The organism is Rhodococcus sp. 14-1411-2a (assembly GCF_002259485.1).
Lineage (GTDB): Bacteria > Actinomycetota > Actinomycetes > Mycobacteriales > Mycobacteriaceae > Rhodococcoides.
In genome coordinates, this window is the sequence record NZ_NPGA01000007.1 from 104105 (window position 1) to 121984 (window position 17880).

The following is a 17880-nucleotide window of genomic DNA, read 5'->3' on the forward strand; positions in this document are numbered from 1 at the left end:
AGCAGAAGCGACACCTCTTTGGGGGAACTATCCCCGCCGCCTCAACACGACCAGAGCCGCACCTGCCACCAGAACCGACACCACAGAGATGCCTGTCGACATCCACACCCACGTGCTCGGCGAGAACGTGGGGTCGAGCTCGACCAGCGGAGAGTAAGCGGTCCAACCGAATTCGGCGACGACGGGAACCGACATCACGATGGGCGTCGTCACCGACATCACCGCAACAGGGGCGGTTGTCGGCAACAACGATGCATAAACCACGCCCACCCCGAGCGGCAGAACAACGAGAGTCGCAACGATATTGACGGTGTCCAAGGGTGGGCCGGTGAACACTCCCGTAGCTGCGACGACGGCCAGTACTACGAACCCCACCATCGGAGACGGCCGGCGATGGCCGACCACCCCGCCCAGCACCAACATCGCGACGAACACCAGAGCTGTCCCCCACGTCAGGGATCCCACTGTCGGGGCCGATAGGAAGGCAAGTGCCGCGAGCAGGATCGCTCCTGTCACCGCGGGCAGCACGAACGCCGCACCGACAAGTAGCGGTATCACCGCGAGACCCAAGAACCACCGGTTCTGCATTGCACCGCCCGGACCGAGCGAGTTCACCGACCGCTCGAACAGCCAGTACAAGACCAGACCCACGAGAGGAATGACGATCCCCACCGCGAGCACTCGGCCGCGCGACTGCACCGGCGATACTTCCTCGAACACTTTCGCCCACGACGACACCGCCAGCAGCGCCGCGAAGACGACCAGGGCGAGCAGCACTGGCGTCTGCGGTGCCTGCTGGAAGGCGGAACCGGCGTAGTCCACATACTGGCTGGGAACGTTCTGCAACACACTCGATGCCGCAACACCGGCGATAGCGCCGAACAGCAACGCGTGCTGCAGGATTCGACTGAGGGCGGTCACCGCTGCGGCACCACCCAGGATCAAACCAGCTGCCATCGCCCGAAGCTGCAGTTCTGCAGGAATCGGCACCGACAGTAGAACCGACAGGGCCGCGACGCCAACGGCCGCCACAATGAGAGCTGACTGCTTCCGCGTCGCAAATACCGCGGTGACGACGGTAACGATCGCGCCGAGTGACCAGGCGGACGCGCTACTGTCGAGCAGGATATCGAGCCTGTCGCCGCCAGCAACGAACGCAAAATTACGCGGTACCGGCGTCGTCAAAGCCAGGATCGCCGCGAACGCACCGACGAGAACGGTGACGGTCGGAAGTAGTCGTCGTGCAGCGGTATTCATCGCGTCACCCGAGTGGGGACCGCTGGCGTCGACACCCACAGGTTTCTCACGCGTCCACCCTGTCACATCGTCAGCATTCTCAGCGTGTGTAACGGAGCGCTGGGCGATGGCGACCTACCGAGCATCGCCGCCGAAGGTTGCGTTCGCAGTGTCCGAACGCTCGCTCAGCACCGCAGCGGGCCACTGCGTGCAATTGTTCGAAGGCACCACCCTCGGTGTCTACCGGGTGTATCGGACCCAGCCCGTCGAGGGCGGTTGCCTGTTCTTCAAAGAAGGCGGACTGTTGAACTCCATCGGCCTTGCACACTTCCCCGACGGCGCACCGTATATCGGTGAGCCCCAGCACGAGGGCGACATCGGGTACGAGGAGTTCGACGGCGACTGGTTCCAGTTCGAGCAACTGTTCTGATGATTCAGTTGCCCTGGCCCGCAGAGAGACCGGGGATCATTGCGGTTTTGGTCAGCTTTGAACCGTGCGCGGATCGGATGCACATGACAGGTATCTTGACGCGGTGAGCAGACTTGGTCCTCAGCGTGCCGGGATGTGGGCCGATGCGCTCACGATCGTGTCCATCGTCGCCATCGGGGTGTGCGTTGCAGCCCTCGTCGAGCGAGGCGCACCACCAGAGCAGCCCGATAACCGCGCCGAGTCAGTAGCCACGACCACAACGCACTCCATCACTCCCGGCCCTTCCGAACCCGTCGACACCACCTACAGAACGCCCGAGGTGATATTCCCGACGGCTATCTCCGGATGCGAGGTCGTCGAACCTCCGGACGGGACGTCATCGGTGTGGGGACGGATCACCACCAGCGAGGATGCATACGACAACCCCCAGGCTTCGTGGTACTCGGGACCCAGGTCGGTGATGATGACCGACGCCGTCGCCGAAGCCCTTCCGGATGGTGTCGAGGTTCTGTTCGCAAGCCTGCGCGAGTCATTGGTGTTTCAGCCGATCCCCCAAACCTCCAGCGAACCAGGCCGGCCTCAGGAACCCGGTTGGGCAACGGCATCGGCCGAGCTCGGACGCGGCAACACACTCGGCCTGCTGGCAGTATCCGTGGCGCAGGACAACACGGGTGTGCCACCGTGCAGGGCCGGGTCAGTACAGGATCGCACGACATCGGCGGACGGCACCGTGGTCGACACCAACGAATCGTGGTCCGAATTCGGCGGTACGAGAACCAATTACCGCACGGTCACCGCGTATGCACCCGACGGCACGCACGTCACCGCAACCGCATCGGACGCTCAGGGATTTCAGTCGACCAACACCGGGGACCGCGACATCGTTCTCACCATAGATGAGCTGAAAGTTCTTGTGACACTGCCGGAGCTGCGGATATCGGCACCTGTCCCCGCCGACACACCCGAACCCCGCGAAGGATGCGACGACTCCTTCGGCCTCTTCTCCGGCGACACAGCGATCGACGCCGAACTTGCCACCACCATGAACACCACGTTGGAGCACGTCGATGCAGGTGAGCGGTTCGATCCCGGATTGAACACGCTCAGGCTCGCCGACTTCGAGACCGGCGTGGTGTGTACGCACGTCGATGCCGTCGGCACCGGCGCCGACCTGTCCATATCCATACGAGGCGGACAGGAACTCCCCGTGATGCCGGACATCTACGACCCCGCCTACCAGAATCGGCCGACCGACTTCGAGACGCTCGACGGCGGCGCGGTGCTGCGGATCGAAGAGGCACCCTACTCGTACTCGCCTGCACCGCCCGAGGGACCGAACGGCGGGATGCGCCGTACCGTGACCGTCACCTACCCGTCGGGAACCGAGGTCGAAGTCCGATCGCACGCCGAGCGTCCGGACGAACCACTGAGCGCAAACACATTGCGCACCATTGCCACCGCCGACGGATTGGATGTGCTGTGAACCCGTACCGAAGGCTTGCCGTCACTGCTGCGGTGGCTTTCGCAAGCGTCGGCGCAGCCGTCGCGCTGGTGGCAACGGCCCCACAAGACGCCGAACCCCTTGCAGCACAGACTCCGACGTCGCCCGGCGCTGCGTGGACGCTCGACGCCACCGACGTGCTCGGCAATCCGTTCGCCACCTTCGATGATCCCGTGGGTGGACGATTCGGCGAGGTCGAGGGCGGTGTCATCGACGCCGACGACATTCTTGTCGCCAGGGCAGGGTTGATAAATCAGGAGACGGACGAGTTCGAGCAGTCCCAACTGATCGGGTTCGATGCGGCAACCGGTCAGGTGCGGTGGAAGACACCCTCTGACGGGATCGAAAGTTGCTCGTCCCACGTCCTCGACACCCTGTTGCTGTGCCGGAGCACCGATCAGATCGTGACGATCGACAGTGCGACCGGAACCGCCACCCGATACGACACCGACTGGAACATATTCTCAGTCGGCACCGACGGCGAAGACCTCTATGTGGTCGAGGGCGAGAAGGACGGGTACACCGTCCGGATCCATCGAGGAACGATCGACGACCCCGACGCGTCGTGGTCCCTCACCCTCGACGACACCTGGGTCGACCCGTACAACTCACGAGAAATCCTCGCGTTCGCAGGAAATGCGGGAGTGGCCCGGTTCTCCTCGGGCACAGCGCTGTTCGACGCCAGATCCGGTGACATCACCGACAACATCTCCTCCCCCGACTGCGCGCGCGACCAGTTCGATCGAGGCGATCAGATCTATGTTCTCGCCGGCCGCCGATGCTCTGACCTGTTCGAGTTTCGCACCGACCTGGTCGATTCCACCGGACGAGTTGTCGCGACCACCGACGAAGAGATCTACCAGCGCACGACGGTAGACGCAGCGAACGACCCCGACGATCCGGTTGTGTTGGGCAGCAGCGCGTTCGACCCTACGACGGGGCAGAAACTGTGGACTTCGGACGACGCCAGCACCGGGGGTGACATCGCGATCGTCGGTGACGTTGTCCTGGGTGTCGGTCCACTCACACGCAATCTGTTCACCGGGGAGCCAACGTGGGGTCCCGACGTCGAATCACTACCCTTCATGCCTACCGCTGTGCGCGAGGGCCTGGCCTACGTCGCCGATTCTCGGGAGATCCTCGTGATCGAGCCCGAAACCGGCGCTCGCCTCGAAACAATCGCGATCGAGGATTTGCTCGGCAATACCGGTGGACGGTCCGAGAGGGTTGCACTGCTTGCCACTGACGGCGGCGTTGTGGCCGTCAACGAGAAGCGCATGAACTTGCTTGGTTGAGCCCCGACTCGAGTCGATCTGCTTCGGCCGAACCGCGACCGTTGCGACATCCGATCCGGCGCTTGGGAAACCAGTCGATCTACGAACGACGTCTCCTTGCTGCAAAACTGGGATTGCTTCGAACGACGCCCACAGGCTGTGAAAATTGTTGCTGTAGAACAATATTTGCATGCTCGTCGTGGCATTGGTCCCGCGGTCGATACTGAACGCAATCACCGATCGTCCGCGCCAACTGGGGTTGGCCCATGAACGGTAGCGTGTACCTACGCACCGTGTTTCCTTGAGCACTCGATACACGGGCTCCCTTTGGAATGCGAGGAGTTGACGAGGAATTTTCCGAGCGGGAAGAGGTGGGTCTTCTTCTGGTCGGCGCTGGCGTTGCTGTGGTCCGTTGTTTCGGTGGTTCGAACTCAGGACGGTGAGTCTTCGGTCTGGTCATGGGTGGCTACTTGTTTGCTTGCTGCCGCCGCAATCCTGACCGGACTTCGTACATTTCGCCGCAGGCAATGACGACGGGCACGGACCGATGACCAGGTAGGGAGTTCATTGCTGCATCGCGGGGCGGTCAATTCGACACCCTCGTCGACAGGAGTCCCGGCACAGTCGTTCCTCGGATGGCCTGAGCTGCCCGTTCTCGGTGTGACGTGTCGAGTGGTAGACGTTGTAGGGCGGGAATGACGAATTTTTCGAAAAGCTCTTCGGTTGAACCACAGTGGGGGTGGCCCGCGGGGAGGTCTCTATTTTTGCGTTCACCACCCGCCTCGCGCTGTATGGTGACCGCGGGGATCGGTACGGCTCGGGAAGAATGTCGGGGGATCATGACTCTGTTCGGTGTGCTCGATCGCGTATTGACTCGACAACTACCGCTAGAGCCTCCGGACGATCCCCATGCCGCGATCCTTCCGACCCCGATCGACAACGATGCCTTCTTCCTCACCCCTCCCGGCATCGAGGACCTCGCACCCGGCGCGGTGATCCGGCAGCGCACGACCCGCGGTCTGGTGCCCCGGCCGCGAACCGCCCTGCATCAGTTCATGGTGCGATCGACCGACGCGCGGGGTCTCCCCGCCGGCGTCACCGCCTCGCTGCTGATCCCGAAGCGGCCGTGGACCGGGCGCGGACCGCGGCCCGTCGTCGCCCACAACGTGGCCATCGATTCGCTCGGAGCCAAGAGCACGCCGTCGTACCGGCTCGTGCACGGCGTCGGGGCCGACCTCCCGCCGGTGATGCCGCTCTGGCTCGCCCGGGGATACGCCGTCCTCGTCGCCGATCACCAAGGCCCGCGAATGTCGTACTCCGAAGGCACGATGGCCGGCCATGCCGTCCTGGACTCGCTGCGCGGGATGACGGTCGCCGCCCCGGAGCTCGCCGACAGCCCAGTGGTGGCCTACGGCTACAGCGGCGGCGCGATCGCCACCACATGGACGGCGCAACTGCAGCCGAGGTACGCGCCGGACGTGCGGTTGGTGGGTGCCGTCGCCGGTGGAACGCCCACCGACTTCTCGATGCTGCTGGACACCATGAACGGCACCGTCGCGGCCGGCTTGCTGGGTGCGGCGAGCATGGGTCTCGCGCGTGAGCACCCCGAGATGGTGGAGTTGTTCGGCCCGAAGGCGCTGCTGTTGGCGTCCTGGGTGAGGGACATGTCTGTCCTCCCCCTGGCCATGGGCGGGTTGATACGCATGCGAATCGAGGACTTGGCGTCCGAGCCCGACCCGTTCGACTCCGACATCGCGCGGCGGGTGATTGCCGCGAACCGTCCCGGTGCCGACGCGCCGTCGGCGCCGGTGGCGTTCTTCCACGGTTCCGCGAGCAAGTGGATCGGCGATCGCTTCATCCCCGAGGCCGGCGTGACTGCGCTGATCGAGCAGTGGCGCAGCAAGGGTGCAAACGTGCACTACGAGCCCGTGGCAGGCGAACACTTCATCGGTGCCATGACCGGTCTGCCGTTCGTGTTGCGTTGGACCGCAGCGCAATTCGCGGTCAACGGTTCGGGTTGACTCGCCGCCCCTTAAGAAATATGGTGCCACCAGTCGGACCAGAACCGACACTGTGCGGATTTCAAGTCCCTGGAAATGGATCCACATGAACGTCAACGGACCTGATATTTGTTTAATTGCAACGGTTTTCATGCATCGGCGTCCGAACGAGTCCATGCTCGATCGCACTGACTGTCACACTCTCGTGACACCGAATTGCCGCCAGCATGGGTGCGTGCGGGACAGCCGTTTCTGCTGCGTACAGAGTGTCACTGCGTGCCGGAGATCGACCTCACCCTGACGTTCCTTCGCGCCACACTGTACGACGCGGAACGCACTGCGTCACCACGGTCGAATACGGCCTTTCACACCCGGGACGACATTGATTGAACCCGATCGTGAACGTGTGTGTGCGCGTTCGGAGGTGGCGGTCGGCACCTCCGATGCTCCCGGTTCGCCCACGAAGGTTGCGAGGCCAAGACCCGACTCTGTGCGGCTTGCAATCACGAAAGCGCGCGCTCCCGGCGGTGACACATCAGCGATGTTCGCCCGGGTATGACGGTCAGTCCCCCGGGACGCTCTCGATCGTGTCGAGGAACTTGCGAATACCGAGGTTGCCAACGAGAGCGGCCTCGACGTCGAGGGCGATACCACTGGTTTTATCGGCAAGAGTGATGTGCAGGACGGTTCCGCGCTGTCGATGGGTGATCTCGAGGTGAGTACGCGCGATTTTCACCAATAGCTGTTGGTGACGCCACGATCCGAACAACCCCGATCGCCGCCGACCAAGCGCATACAGAGTCGTCTCCGATACAGCGAGCACCACCGACGGCGGCATCTTCTGCCTGCGGGCAGCACTTCCCCGGCCTACCATCAGACCGCCGACCTCCCACGCCGTGGTCGAAGATCCGCCACCGCCGATCGCTGCACCCAGGCCCATGCCCACAGCGCCAGCGAACGTCGACCCGCGAGGGACCGTCAAAGCGACATCGAGGACTCGATCGTCTCCGACGGCGGCCTGCGCACCTGCACGGGCTTTTGTTTCACGTGACATAGCTCGTTCCTCCGAAAATCGCGTCGAGCAGCGTCGGCCTGAGGGTTCTGTCGCAACAATTGAATACGAGCGACAGGTGAATTCTTTTTTCGTCTTGCGAACGCTACCAAATCGACCTAAACCGGCAGGTGGTTCGAACCGCGGCGAAGTTCTGGCGTCAGAGACTTTTGCACCGCCGAAAGGAAGGGAATTACGCAAGTAAACCGCATTGAGTGCGGAATCGAATACCCAATAAACAGCACCGGAATAGGTCGCACGAATGTCATCCAAGACGCTGAAATGTACTGGCTTCTGTGGAAAAGTTTTCCAGAGCAGAGATGAAGGGGAGACCCCGTGACCTCAACTCGGACCGAACCATATTTAGTCGCAGAAACACATCGCCATCGAATACCAGCCGAGCACCGCGTGCTCGGCCTCGACCGACGAACAATCCCACCCGCCTTGTTCGTCCTCGCGGTGTTCCTCGTCCTGACCGTCATCGTGCCCCGAGTGAATGCCTCCATAGGTTGGGACGACCCGGTGCGCGCCGGTGAACAGCTGGCCCTCACCGACACCGTCGTCTTCACCCCGGCCACTGGATGGAACGTCGAATCCGGCTTCCGCGTCGTCGACGAGCAAGTTCGTTTCGGCGGTGCGACCATCGCCGGTGACGGCGTCACCGTCGAGGTTTACCCCGATTCGTTCGACGGCACCGCCGATCAGTTGCTGGATCAAGTCGAGAAAGTCACCTCCCGCACTGCCGACCCATCGTTCCGGGTCGACGGGAGCCGCAGCACCCTCACCACGACGACGGGCCAGACCGGCATCGTTCAGCCCTACAGCAGCCTGAGCAACGATGGACTGGTCGCTGCCTTCGTCCTCGACGGCACCGGCATCGAGATCACGGCGTACGGTCCGCCCACCCAAATGACCGCAGCGGCGCAGACCATCCGAGACATGATCGCCAGCATCCAGACCATCGACGGGAACAACGCATGAGCACCACCGACACATCGGCAGTGTCCTCCGACGCGCTGCGCCGTCAAAAGGAAGCGATCGAGATCTCCGGCTGGGGAGAGCGCTTTCATTTCGTTCAACCCCATAACCTCTCCTTCTGGTTGTACTTGGCGCTCACAGCAATCGGAGCGTTTCAGGCCTGGGCCTACTACGCACCAGGGGCCGGTTTCTACGCCGGAGGTCTTGCAATAGCGGCAGTGCTGTGCGGCTTGGGTGGTCTCGCCTGGTTCGCCTGGTTCCGGCACATCGACCGGTGGGAGCGTCAACCCGGCCTACTCATCGCGGCCGCACTCTTGTGGGGTGCCATCCCGGCGACGTTCGCATTCGCGATGACCGTCAACACCGCGATGCTCGGCATCTACTCCAAACTCTTCGGTCAGGAATGGAGCGCCAGCTGGGCCGCCGGTGCCACAGCGCCGTTCACCGAAGAAGCCGCCAAACTGTGCGGATTCATCCTGCTGATGAGCCTGGCCCCACGCCTGATCCGCACCGCCAACGACGGCCTCATCGTCGGAGCATTCATCGGACTCGGGTTCGCGGTCTTCGAAGACTTCCTCTACGCCGCCAACTCCGCAGCCGCGACCTTCGGAACCGACCCGGTCGGCAACGCGTCGCAGACGGCCATCGGACGTATTGCCGCCAGTTTCGTCTCCCACCCACTGTTCAGTGCATTGGTGTGTGCCGGTGCCCTCTACCTCATCGGAACTGCCGCGCAGCCCCGCAGAATCGGGCGCGGGCTGGCCTTCATCGTGGCAGGAATGCTCCTGCACTTCACGTGGGACGACGCGACCGGGCTCGGATTCGGCAACCCGTTCGTCATGATCGCAGTCATGTTCGCCTCCGTCGTCATCGGCTTCACGATCCTGAGGATCGCCTTCCGGAAAGCCGCGCCGCGCGAACACCAATTCGTCCGCGACATCCTCGCACCCGAAGTAGAAGCAGGAACCCTCACCGACGCAGAGGTCGACGGAGTGCTGGACCGTAAGGCGCGCAAAGAGTTCCAGAAGTCCGCGCCCAACAGACAAGCACGACGGGCACGTAAACACCTGCGCCGAGCAATCCTCGATCTCGCACACGATATCGCCGACGCAAAGGGCAACGACACCGAGGCCGTCCATCACTCCCGGGCAGAGGTCGAGCGCCTGCGCGCCAGAGACGGAATCAGCCGTCAAGTCTGAAGCGCCCCAGGCAACGTCACTCTCACGCTCGCCATCGAACAATTTGGCGGCGAACGCTTCCCTGGCGCACACCGTGAGAAGGTCCGCGCCGAAGTCTCCAGTTAGAGATCCGGGTCGACTTGGACTCTGGTGCCCCCAGTCGGACTCGAACCGACACTGTGCGGATTTCAAGTCCCTGGAAATAGATTCAACTGAACGTCTCTGGACTCGATTTCTGTTTCTTTACAATATTTTTCGTACGTTACGGTCCGGCTCGGTCCACGTCCGAACGTACCGACTTGTGACACTCTCGTGACACCGAACTACCGCCGGCGCTCCGGCACCGGACAGCCCTGATCGGTGTCGGACAGCCACGGTGCCGGGTGGACGGAGGGTGTCCTGTAACACCGACGTGCTGTGCGGACTCGTGACGACGAGACTCGTTCGACCGAAGCCACATGCCCCCGGAGTCAGTAGGAAAGTGCGACCACGTGACGAACCAGGCGTCCGCGATCCGCAGACGAATTGTTCCGTACCAAGGGGGTGGGATGATGGGCCGTCCATTACGGCGGTCGGGGTCGACGGACGAATAAACGAAATTGTTGGGCACCGATCGCGTGAGAACCACCGGGTGGGCGAACCTGGTGCGCAGGTAGACGCGACGCGCAGGACCTTAAAACCCGATTGGAGAATTGAAGCTGGACGGCAGCTGAGGGCAGTGAAACCGGCAGTCCTTCCCCATGCGGGCACGGTTCGCCATCGGTGTGGTCGACGGCGGCGGTGATCGCCACACGGACCACGCCGTCGAATCAACAGTGTGGCACCACCTGTCAGGTGCACTGTCACCCTGTGGACGCCACCCTCGCACATGATATTTGTCATGCGCGACCCGTGACGCTGTCATCGCAGACCGTGTCCATGCGCACTGGTGTCGACCCCCACGCGGAGAGCACCCTCGAATACATGACCACGCCACCCGCCCCGCCGAAACGCATGAAACCGTTCCGACAGTGGCAGGTACTGCATAGACACCTGTACACCGTCGATCACACCGGCCCGGCAGGGAACTCGATTCGATACACCCTCGAAATCGATACAGCCAACGGCGACAACGAAGTACAGGTGTACGCCGATGGATGGTTCCAGTCGAAGCACGAACTGCCGGCCTCGATCCCCGTAGTCGGCGGACACATCGAAGCAAACGCCTCGTTGTACGGCGTCACTCGAATGCACCTCGTGACGGCAGACGGTGCCGCGCGGCGGTTGACTCCCGTCGCCGGAACGATCGAGGACCGTCGCCGCGCACTCGATCGTCGCCACCCTACGATCAGCAGAGCCATGAGGTGGGCAGCAATTGCAATCCTCATCGCCAATCTCGTGCTCGCCATACCCTTTGCGATCGAACTGGCGACAGAACTACCCGCAATTCAGCGAAACCTCGGCACGTTCGTCTCACCGATTCAACTACCCGCATGGGCCAACACGTCGCTGATGGTCGCCGGAATACTTGCAGCGACCGAGCGCGTCCTGACTTTGCGTCGCAACAGGATCCTCGATATGGAGACGATCTGGACAGGTCTTTAGGCTTTCCTCGGCAAACAACGAGATTTCGATTCCTGAACGGTCTGGCCCCGAATTGCTGTCGATGGGGTGGTGGAGCAGCCGACGAACTGGCCGCTACCTGCCCGAGTCACGATGGCTGCGATGAGTTCGGCGCCCACCCGAGGTCTCACCGAGTATGGACAACATCGAAACGAAGATCATTGCCCGCACCGGCCGCGGCACCGCCAGCGAAAAGGAAAGCGACGGAGCCGCAGTCTGGTCGGACATTGCAGCGACACTGCGATCCGGAGAGATGACGAGTTGGCTCAACGTCCGTGGTCGTCGAGGCGGTGTCCACACCCGGCCGGTATTCGCGGCGTGGGGCGAGACGTCGTTCTTCTTCGCCACCAAAGCATCGGCGTCGAAAACTGCCCACCTGCAGAACGACAACGAGGTTTCGTTGGCCATCGACCTCGGCGAGGTGCATCTCGTCGTCGACGGTGTTGCCGAACGCCTCACAACGGCGGACGACATGCACCGAGCCTCCGCAGCCATGTTCGACGTCTTCGATTGGCCCACCGAGGTTCGAGGCGACGAACTCGACGCACCGTACGCGGCACCGACGTCCGGTGGGCCACCCTTCCAAGCCTGGGAGCTGCGTCCCACCCGCGCTTACGCATTTCCGACCCGAGACCAGGTCGAGCCGACGAGGTTCGTGTTTAGGGCGGCTGACCGTTGATTCGATGACGCCGAACGATGTACGGCTCGTGCGTCACTCTGGGGTGATCGCGTCCCAGAGTCCGCAGTGGTGCTCCGCGCGGTGATCGATGAGGTGCACGCCTGACCCGGTGACCGGATTGTCGAACTGCATGACCGGGGTTTCGATACCGGTGGTGACAGGCCATTCGGCATCGTCGGCCCCACCGGGAGTACCGGTGTGGGCGAACGCGGCCCACGCGACCACCATGTCGTCACCGAGCTCGCGTTGTCCGGGTTCGGTGAGCAGACCTTCGCTGCCGAGATCGAACAGGTACGGCAGGTCGGTGGCGTGCGCCGCCCCCTGGGGCACACCCGATGACCCCACGCCGCTCACGTCGTGCGCGCTGCGATCTGCGAATTCGTAGCTTTACACCGGTGTTCCGGCCGCAGCGAGATCGCGTGCACCGCGAGATGTCGTGCAGGCCCACGCCACATCGGTCACCACCGTGGCCCACGCAACGGGAGCCGACTCGTAGTCATCAAGCGGATACGTCGCGCTCACCGCTCCCACGTCGGCCGGGAAGGAGCTTCGAATCAACGACTCGTAATTCTCCGCGGTCACCGCGGTCGGGTCGGTGAGCAAGAGTCCGCCGATGAACGAGCGATGTTCGTCGCGATTGCCGCCGGACAGGACAGGAACCTTCAGCCAATTCCCCTGCTGGACTGCTGTCGACGGTTGCTGCGGAAGCAGTTCGGTCCCGTACGCGATCGGGTTACCGAACAACACGGCTTGCCCCAGTAGGGCATCGACGGGTCGTGCGCGTAAGCACCCCAGCGGGTCGGGGTCGGTACACCCCAGCGCAGCAGCAGCCACCGAACCCTGAGCTTCGCTGTCGGACAACGAAATCAGAGACGACGACGCAGGCAGACCGGGGAACAGCGTGCCGGCGGGCCACGCGAGGCTGCACGAGCCGGAGGAGAAAATGGCCCTGTCGACGAGGCCTACCGCAGCCGGTGATGTCAGCGCGGCGCAGACGGACGTTCCACCGGCCGATTCACCGAACACAGTAATCGAATCGGGGTCGCCGCCGAACACCTCGGCGTTGTCGTTGGCCCAACGCAGAGCAGCCAATTGGTCTGCGAGACCGAAGTTTCCGGACCCGTCGAGTCCGGGCAGTCCCAGGTAACCGAGCATCCCGAGCCGGTAGTTCGCGGTCACCACGACGACGTCACCCTGATCGGCGAGCCGCTGAGCGTCGTACTGCGAGCCGGCTCCACTGGTGAAACCGCCGCCGTGCCACCACACCATCACCGGGCGCGGTGTCTCGCTCGCTCGGGCGGGCACGGTGACGTTCAGGAACAGGCAATCCTCGTCTGTCGACGAGACGGCCTGCGCAGTCTCTCCCGTTTGTGGACACGGTGACCCCGCGCGGGTGGCATCGAGGACGTCATCGGTATCGGGAACCGGTTCGGGACGGGTCCACCGGCGGTCACCGGTCGGCGGCTGCGCGTACCGAACGCCGAGGAACTGGTGTGTCTCGCCCACGGCGACCCCCTGCAGAGTTCCCGTCGTGGTGTCCACCACCAGATCCGATCCGGTCGCCGCGTCATTGTCCACCGACGAACAGCCAGTGGCGACCAGAACCGTCGCCGCGACGATCGCCAGTACACGCCTCATGACATCACCCGCGTGGCTGCGTCGATGGTGCTGACCAGCTCGTCGGCAAGCACAACCGGGTCGGCTCCCGCTGCGGTCAACCCGACCGCGGTGTCCAGGATGGCGCGGATGGTCAGCGCCATGAGTGTCACGTCGAACTCGCGCATCTGGCCGGCGACCTGACCGTCCCGGAGCAGGCCGGCGGTCGCCATCATTTCGGCTGCATGCTCAGGACGCTCCTCCCGCCGCAGGCTGTCCCCGGTGCGGCTGGTGTAGATCGCGGTGAGGGCCCGGAGGTGACGCGGGTAGTGGGCGTAAAACGCAATGCTCCCCCGAACGAACGACGCCACGCTGTCGCGGGGCGACTGCGCCGACAGCGTGTCCGGCTGCACTTCCCGGCGGCCGAGGTCGTAAACGGCGTCCACAGCTGCCTCGAACAACTCGCGACGTCCCCCGGGAAAGTGGTAGTTCACCACCCCTCGGCTGACACCCGCGCACTCGGCTATCCGCACCAGAGAGGCCTGTTCGGCACCCAGGTCGGCCAGAACATCGATCGCAGCATCGACGAGTTGAGCCCGTCGTGCCGATTGGAGGAACGTATGGTCCATGACGCTAATTTAGCAGGCCCTTTCAAATTCTGACACCTATGTCAGATGCAGACTCCGGAATGCGACGCCATGGAGCATCGGGTGTGACCACGAGGGAGTCACCGATGACGAACGAATCGGTCGAGGTGACGATTCCCGGCGATCTCGTGGTCGCGATCGTTCGCCGTGTCGTCTGCGGCCACAGCGCTCCAGCTGTGCCAGTTCTCGCTGAACCACCGACTGCCGTAGACGAGGGTGCCGGCCCGGCGCAACAGCTCGAGATTGTGATCGTTGAACGCGTCCTCGAACGGCATGCTGGACAAATCTTGATCGACGCCTTGGCATTTGCCATCGAGAGACGTCAGGACGGACACGACGAGTGTGCGCAGGTTCGGATGCCACCAGCGTTGTGTCGTCGGTGGAATCTTTCTGTGCGATGACATTCTCCTGCCGATGTGGTCGGTACATCGAAAGAAGGTTCGCTACGACGAAGAGGTGCGTGATGGTCGGTTACACGGCAGATATTTTCTCGACGCTCGACGGATTCGCTTCTCCACGACCAGGCACGTGGGGTGGCTACTGGGGTAAGGAGAGCGACGCTTGGCTCACTCATCGCCGCACGCAATTCGCCGAGCCCCAGCGAATGGTGTTGGGAGCCAACACCTACCGGCTGTTTCTCGATTTTCGCCGGTCACTCGGGTCGGATCCAGAGATCGACGAGGCCGGAGATGTCTGGGTAGATCGCATGATGGCGATGCCGACGTCCGTCATATCGTCCACTCTGCAGACCGACCGCACGTCCACCGTCATCGCTACCGGGTCCGCGACCGACGTCGTCTCTCGGTTGAAGACCGAGTCGACGTTGCCGCTGCGATCGCACGGCAGCATTTCGCTGAATCGAGCACTGATGGCAGCAGGTCTGGTCGATCGTCTGCAGCTGACGATCTTCCCCGTCATCACCGGCACCAACGGAACCCATCCGATCTATCGCGACGGCCCGGACTTCGACTTGGACATGATCGACAGTCGAACCTTCGACGGTGGCATTCAGGAGTTGGTGTACCGCCCTGTCCCGCACACCTAGCCCGAGCAACACGCTCGTCGACGGAGTCGCGTTCGACCACCCGTCACCGGTCGACCGCGTAACGCATCAAGGACGATCCGGACCGAAACGCTCGGCACTCCAGCAGGCGCAGTTTCTGCGACGGGGTGCCGTCGAAGAGTCGTTCGCCGTGTCCGCGCGCGTACGGATACTGGAAGAACCTGTACTCGTCGACGAGGTCGGCCGCGATCAGATCCCGACACAATCCGATGCTCCCCGTGCAGACGATGTCGCCGCCGTCCAACGCCTTGACCCGCGTGACCTCCTCGATCGGATCTCCTGACAACACAGTCGAATTCGTCCATCCGGGGTCCTTCATGGTCGAGGACACGACGTACTTCGCGACGCGATTCAGATGATGAGTCACTCCCGTCGTGTCATCGGTTTTCGGCCCCCAGAAGTCACGCATGCCCTCGAATGTCACCCGCCCCACCAAGAAGCCGTCCGACGCATCGCGTTGCGCGGCCAGCGCCGCGTCGAGTTCGGGGTCGAGCCCTGCTCGGTCGAACCAGTCGTCGGTCGCCTCGATCACGCCGTCGACCGTGATGTTCTGCGTGACAACCAAAGTGCGCATCATCGGAAAATACCACCGCGTCCATCCACTTCTCGTTCGACCTACGCGATGAGTTTTCGGACTTCGTTCGGTCAGAACCCGTAGCAAGATTCTCCATCCACCGATGCGAAGGATTTGGTATGCAGATAATTCGTACTCTGCCAGTGTTGTTCGTCGACGATCACGAGACCGCGATCGACTGGTACACCAAGCTGTTCGGCCGTACCTTCGACCGACGACCGATGGATCCCGACGCCGAATGGGACCTCGGCGACGGGCGCGGAGTACAGATCTACCACGACCCCGCGCGGGCAGGCGGGCACGATGTCGTCCTCGGAGTCCGGGACCTCGATGACACACTGTCCGACATCGGCTCCCGCGGCATCGACGCCGAGGCATTCACAGTGCCCTCGGGGCAGTTCAAGCTGGCGGCACTCACCGACCCTGCCGGCAACAACGTGATCCTGTCCCAATCACTGACCGACACACAGCCCACGATCGAGCGATTCATAAGTACCCGCACCATCGACGCGGCGGCGTCGGAAATCTTCTCGTTCCTGACCGACCCCGACAATCACCAACACACCGAACCGACCGACTGGGTCCGCGACGCTGTCGACACGTCCCCGATCACCGGCCCGGGCCACACGTTCGCGGTCAACATGTTCCTCGAGGCGGCCGGTGGACACTACGTGATGCACAACCTCGTCACAGCGTTCGAGCGCGACCGCATCATCGCGTGGCTGCCGTGTTCGCAGAGAAGCGACGGCGAACTCGACGCAGGCGGATGGTGGTGGCGCTACGAACTGGCATCTCACGACAACGCAACTCGGGTGACCCTTACCTACGATTGGAGCGACACACCCGCAGCAGTGCGAGAGGAGATCGGCGGGATGCCGGCGGTTCCGATGAGCTTCCTCGACGATTCGCTGGCGGCATTGGACGCAGCGATCTGCACCGCCAAGTGAGCGTTTCACTGGCCACCTTGGATCCCATTCTGGGCCAGTGGCGGACATCGGGCACCGTCGTGGACAGACACGGGAATGTCGAAAGTGAGATCGAGGGAACGGATTCCTACACCGCACTGCCGGGCGGACAGTGGATTACACACGACGTCGACGTCACGATCGGTGGCCACCGCACCCTTGCCCACGAACTGATCGGCGGTGCACACCCCGACGGGGGCTGGCGCATGTACGCATTCGACGACGCCTACGAGCCCGGGCTCATGCGACTGTCGTTGCACGACAACGACCTTCTCCTCCTGGAGGGCAACGGTATTCGCAGCTGGTTCCACTTCCGAGCCGGGACCCGCCACATGACAACTCGATGGGAACAATTCGACGGCGACGGCTGGACGACGTGGATGTCGATGCGATTCGACAGGATGTGACACCGGGCAATCGAACTCGAGCTCATTGTCGACGTCAGTCCGAGCCGCCCGCCGGCATTGGTGCAGCGGTGCGGAAAAGCAGCGAAATGGCGTGTTGCAGAACGTCCGCTTCCGAACGAACCCGAGCAACTTCGGCCGGGAGGGCTCGCGCTACGGACAGGCCGTCGAGTACCACGTTGAGATAGGCAGCGCGCTGGGCGTTGTCGCCCGGCGGCAGGGCACCTTCTTCTTCGAGAACGTCCAGCCAGTGTTCGATGTGCCGGAGTCCGGCCGCACTGAGAGCGTTGTACGTGTCGATGGCATCAGCGTTGAGCTCCGAGCTGAGGTAGGTGCCGAACGTCCGCCGCCATGTATCTCGGGCTTGCTCACCGGTGCCGGTGGCCGACAACACCTGCTGCATACACGCCAACAGTCGCCCCTCGGCAGGCACAGTGGTGTCTTCGATGTCATTTTTGTTCGCCACCAGCCCGGTAATTCCCGCGGCGACTTCGTCCATCAACGCTCGCTGTGTGGGGAAGAAATGACGCAATGATCCGGTGCTGACACCTGCTCGTGCGGCGACCGCTCGGACGCTGAGCCGGGTTCCCGGATCCTCGGACACCATTGTCGCGGCTGCGATCAGAATCCGATCTCTGGTGCTGGGTTCGCTTTCGCGAGTCTCCACATTGTCCGACACCCCCCAACCCTAATACAGCGTGA

18 protein-coding genes and 1 pseudogene are annotated in these 17880 nt (G+C 63.0%); 11 read left to right on the forward strand and 8 right to left on the reverse strand.

Features of this window, described 5'->3' with window-relative positions; translation table 11 throughout:
- Positions 1 to 27 precede the first annotated feature (27 nt).
- A complete protein-coding gene (locus CH291_RS02425; RefSeq protein WP_094686763.1) occupies positions 28 to 1257 on the reverse strand; it encodes a hypothetical protein in 1230 nt (409 codons plus the stop codon).
- A gap of 106 nt (positions 1258 to 1363) precedes the next feature.
- Between CH291_RS02425 and CH291_RS02430 the strand changes: the two genes are divergently transcribed.
- The 4 genes from CH291_RS02430 to CH291_RS02445 all read left to right on the forward strand — a co-directional run bounded on the left by CH291_RS02430 (position 1364) and on the right by CH291_RS02445 (position 6462).
- Positions 1364 to 1666, forward strand: a complete 303-nt coding sequence (locus CH291_RS02430) for a hypothetical protein (protein WP_094639720.1) — start codon at positions 1364 to 1366, stop codon at positions 1664 to 1666.
- Positions 1667 to 1769: 103 nt separating this feature from the next.
- A complete protein-coding gene (locus tag CH291_RS02435; protein WP_094686625.1) occupies positions 1770 to 3149 on the forward strand; it encodes a hypothetical protein in 1380 nt (459 codons plus the stop codon).
- The gene (locus tag CH291_RS02440; protein ID WP_256980704.1) at positions 3146 to 4462 is read left to right on the forward strand and encodes a PQQ-like beta-propeller repeat protein; all 1317 of its coding nucleotides are present in this window, start codon (positions 3146 to 3148) and stop codon (positions 4460 to 4462) included. Before CH291_RS02435 ends, CH291_RS02440 begins: the two co-directional genes overlap by 4 nt.
- Positions 4463 to 5280: 818 nt before the next feature.
- Positions 5281 to 6462 (forward strand): lipase family protein, encoded by a 1182-nt coding sequence (locus CH291_RS02445; protein ID WP_094686627.1) that lies wholly within the window; start codon positions 5281 to 5283, stop codon positions 6460 to 6462.
- Positions 6463 to 7003: 541 nt separating this feature from the next.
- On the opposite strand, the gene CH291_RS02450 is transcribed toward CH291_RS02445, so the two are convergent.
- Positions 7004 to 7495 (reverse strand): hypothetical protein, encoded by a 492-nt coding sequence (locus tag CH291_RS02450; protein WP_094639716.1) that lies wholly within the window; start codon positions 7493 to 7495, stop codon positions 7004 to 7006.
- A 489-nt stretch (positions 7496 to 7984) separates the two neighbouring features.
- Between CH291_RS02450 and CH291_RS02455 the strand changes: the two genes are divergently transcribed.
- The 4 genes from CH291_RS02455 (at position 7985) to CH291_RS02470 (ending at position 11929) form a co-directional block, all read left to right on the forward strand.
- Positions 7985 to 8473, forward strand: coding sequence for a hypothetical protein (locus CH291_RS02455; protein ID WP_143545869.1), 489 nt, complete (start codon positions 7985 to 7987; stop codon positions 8471 to 8473).
- Complete coding sequence (locus tag CH291_RS02460; protein ID WP_094686628.1) at positions 8470 to 9669, forward strand: PrsW family intramembrane metalloprotease; 1200 nt, start codon at positions 8470 to 8472, stop codon at positions 9667 to 9669. Before CH291_RS02455 ends, CH291_RS02460 begins: the two co-directional genes overlap by 4 nt.
- 942 nt (positions 9670 to 10611) lie before the next feature.
- Complete coding sequence (locus tag CH291_RS02465) at positions 10612 to 11232, forward strand: hypothetical protein (RefSeq protein WP_143545870.1); 621 nt, start codon at positions 10612 to 10614, stop codon at positions 11230 to 11232.
- Between the two features lie 154 nt (positions 11233 to 11386).
- Positions 11387 to 11929 carry a hypothetical protein gene (locus tag CH291_RS02470; protein WP_068046569.1) on the forward strand — a complete coding sequence of 181 codons (543 nt, stop codon included), beginning with the start codon at positions 11387 to 11389 and terminating at the stop codon, positions 11927 to 11929.
- Between the two features lie 33 nt (positions 11930 to 11962).
- Here CH291_RS02470 and CH291_RS27085 read toward each other — a convergent pair.
- From CH291_RS27085 to CH291_RS02485, 4 genes and pseudogenes are all read right to left on the reverse strand, one after another.
- A pseudogene (locus tag CH291_RS27085) lies at positions 11963 to 12301 on the reverse strand (carboxylesterase family protein); the annotation flags it as partial.
- Positions 12302 to 12316: 15 nt separating this feature from the next.
- A complete protein-coding gene (locus CH291_RS02475) occupies positions 12317 to 13567 on the reverse strand; it encodes a carboxylesterase/lipase family protein (protein ID WP_256980705.1) in 1251 nt (416 codons plus the stop codon).
- The gene (locus tag CH291_RS02480) at positions 13564 to 14154 is read right to left on the reverse strand and encodes a TetR/AcrR family transcriptional regulator (protein ID WP_068046563.1); all 591 of its coding nucleotides are present in this window, start codon (positions 14152 to 14154) and stop codon (positions 13564 to 13566) included. Before CH291_RS02480 ends, CH291_RS02475 begins: the two co-directional genes overlap by 4 nt.
- A 98-nt stretch (positions 14155 to 14252) precedes the next feature.
- Positions 14253 to 14576 (reverse strand): hypothetical protein, encoded by a 324-nt coding sequence (locus tag CH291_RS02485; protein ID WP_094686630.1) that lies wholly within the window; start codon positions 14574 to 14576, stop codon positions 14253 to 14255.
- Between the two features lie 59 nt (positions 14577 to 14635).
- Here CH291_RS02485 and CH291_RS02490 point away from each other — a divergent pair, with 59 nt between their 5' ends.
- On the forward strand, positions 14636 to 15217 hold the full coding sequence (locus CH291_RS02490) for a dihydrofolate reductase family protein (protein WP_306437670.1): 582 nt from the start codon (positions 14636 to 14638) through the stop codon (positions 15215 to 15217).
- Positions 15218 to 15260: 43 nt separating this feature from the next.
- Here CH291_RS02490 and CH291_RS02495 read toward each other — a convergent pair whose 3' ends face one another.
- Positions 15261 to 15809, reverse strand: a complete 549-nt coding sequence (locus tag CH291_RS02495) for a dihydrofolate reductase family protein (RefSeq protein WP_068046591.1) — start codon at positions 15807 to 15809, stop codon at positions 15261 to 15263.
- A gap of 119 nt (positions 15810 to 15928) precedes the next feature.
- Here CH291_RS02495 and CH291_RS27355 point away from each other — a divergent pair, with 119 nt between their 5' ends.
- Both CH291_RS27355 and CH291_RS02505 read left to right on the forward strand, forming a co-directional pair.
- Positions 15929 to 16756: a VOC family protein gene (locus CH291_RS27355; protein ID WP_373455102.1), complete on the forward strand. Its 828-nt coding sequence runs from the start codon at positions 15929 to 15931 to the stop codon at positions 16754 to 16756.
- A complete protein-coding gene (locus tag CH291_RS02505; protein WP_068046555.1) occupies positions 16753 to 17181 on the forward strand; it encodes a hypothetical protein in 429 nt (142 codons plus the stop codon). Before CH291_RS27355 ends, CH291_RS02505 begins: the two co-directional genes overlap by 4 nt.
- A 34-nt stretch (positions 17182 to 17215) precedes the next feature.
- On the opposite strand, the gene CH291_RS02510 is transcribed toward CH291_RS02505, so the two are convergent.
- Positions 17216 to 17857: a TetR/AcrR family transcriptional regulator gene (locus tag CH291_RS02510; RefSeq protein WP_218829006.1), complete on the reverse strand. Its 642-nt coding sequence runs from the start codon at positions 17855 to 17857 to the stop codon at positions 17216 to 17218.
- Positions 17858 to 17880 lie beyond the last annotated feature (23 nt).

What these genes read in the sequence shown, in the direction of transcription:
- CH291_RS02425 (WP_094686763.1), bottom strand. Translation starts at nt 1,257, where the DNA reads ATGAATACCGCTGCACGACGACTACTTCCGACCGTCACCGTTCTCGTC.
- CH291_RS02430 (WP_094639720.1), top strand. Translation starts at nt 1,364, where the DNA reads ATGGCGACCTACCGAGCATCGCCGCCGAAGGTTGCGTTCGCAGTGTCC.
- CH291_RS02445 (WP_094686627.1), top strand. Translation starts at nt 5,281, where the DNA reads ATGACTCTGTTCGGTGTGCTCGATCGCGTATTGACTCGACAACTACCG.
- CH291_RS02450 (WP_094639716.1), bottom strand. Translation starts at nt 7,495, where the DNA reads ATGTCACGTGAAACAAAAGCCCGTGCAGGTGCGCAGGCCGCCGTCGGA.
- CH291_RS02460 (WP_094686628.1), top strand. Translation starts at nt 8,470, where the DNA reads ATGAGCACCACCGACACATCGGCAGTGTCCTCCGACGCGCTGCGCCGT.
- CH291_RS02465 (WP_143545870.1), top strand. Translation starts at nt 10,612, where the DNA reads ATGACCACGCCACCCGCCCCGCCGAAACGCATGAAACCGTTCCGACAG.
- CH291_RS02470 (WP_068046569.1), top strand. Translation starts at nt 11,387, where the DNA reads ATGGACAACATCGAAACGAAGATCATTGCCCGCACCGGCCGCGGCACC.
- CH291_RS02475 (WP_256980705.1), bottom strand. Translation starts at nt 13,567, where the DNA reads ATGAGGCGTGTACTGGCGATCGTCGCGGCGACGGTTCTGGTCGCCACT.
- CH291_RS02480 (WP_068046563.1), bottom strand. Translation starts at nt 14,154, where the DNA reads ATGGACCATACGTTCCTCCAATCGGCACGACGGGCTCAACTCGTCGAT.
- CH291_RS02485 (WP_094686630.1), bottom strand. Translation starts at nt 14,576, where the DNA reads ATGTCATCGCACAGAAAGATTCCACCGACGACACAACGCTGGTGGCAT.
- CH291_RS02490 (WP_306437670.1), top strand. Translation starts at nt 14,636, where the DNA reads ATGGTCGGTTACACGGCAGATATTTTCTCGACGCTCGACGGATTCGCT.
- CH291_RS02495 (WP_068046591.1), bottom strand. Translation starts at nt 15,809, where the DNA reads ATGCGCACTTTGGTTGTCACGCAGAACATCACGGTCGACGGCGTGATC.
- CH291_RS27355 (WP_373455102.1), top strand. Translation starts at nt 15,929, where the DNA reads ATGCAGATAATTCGTACTCTGCCAGTGTTGTTCGTCGACGATCACGAG.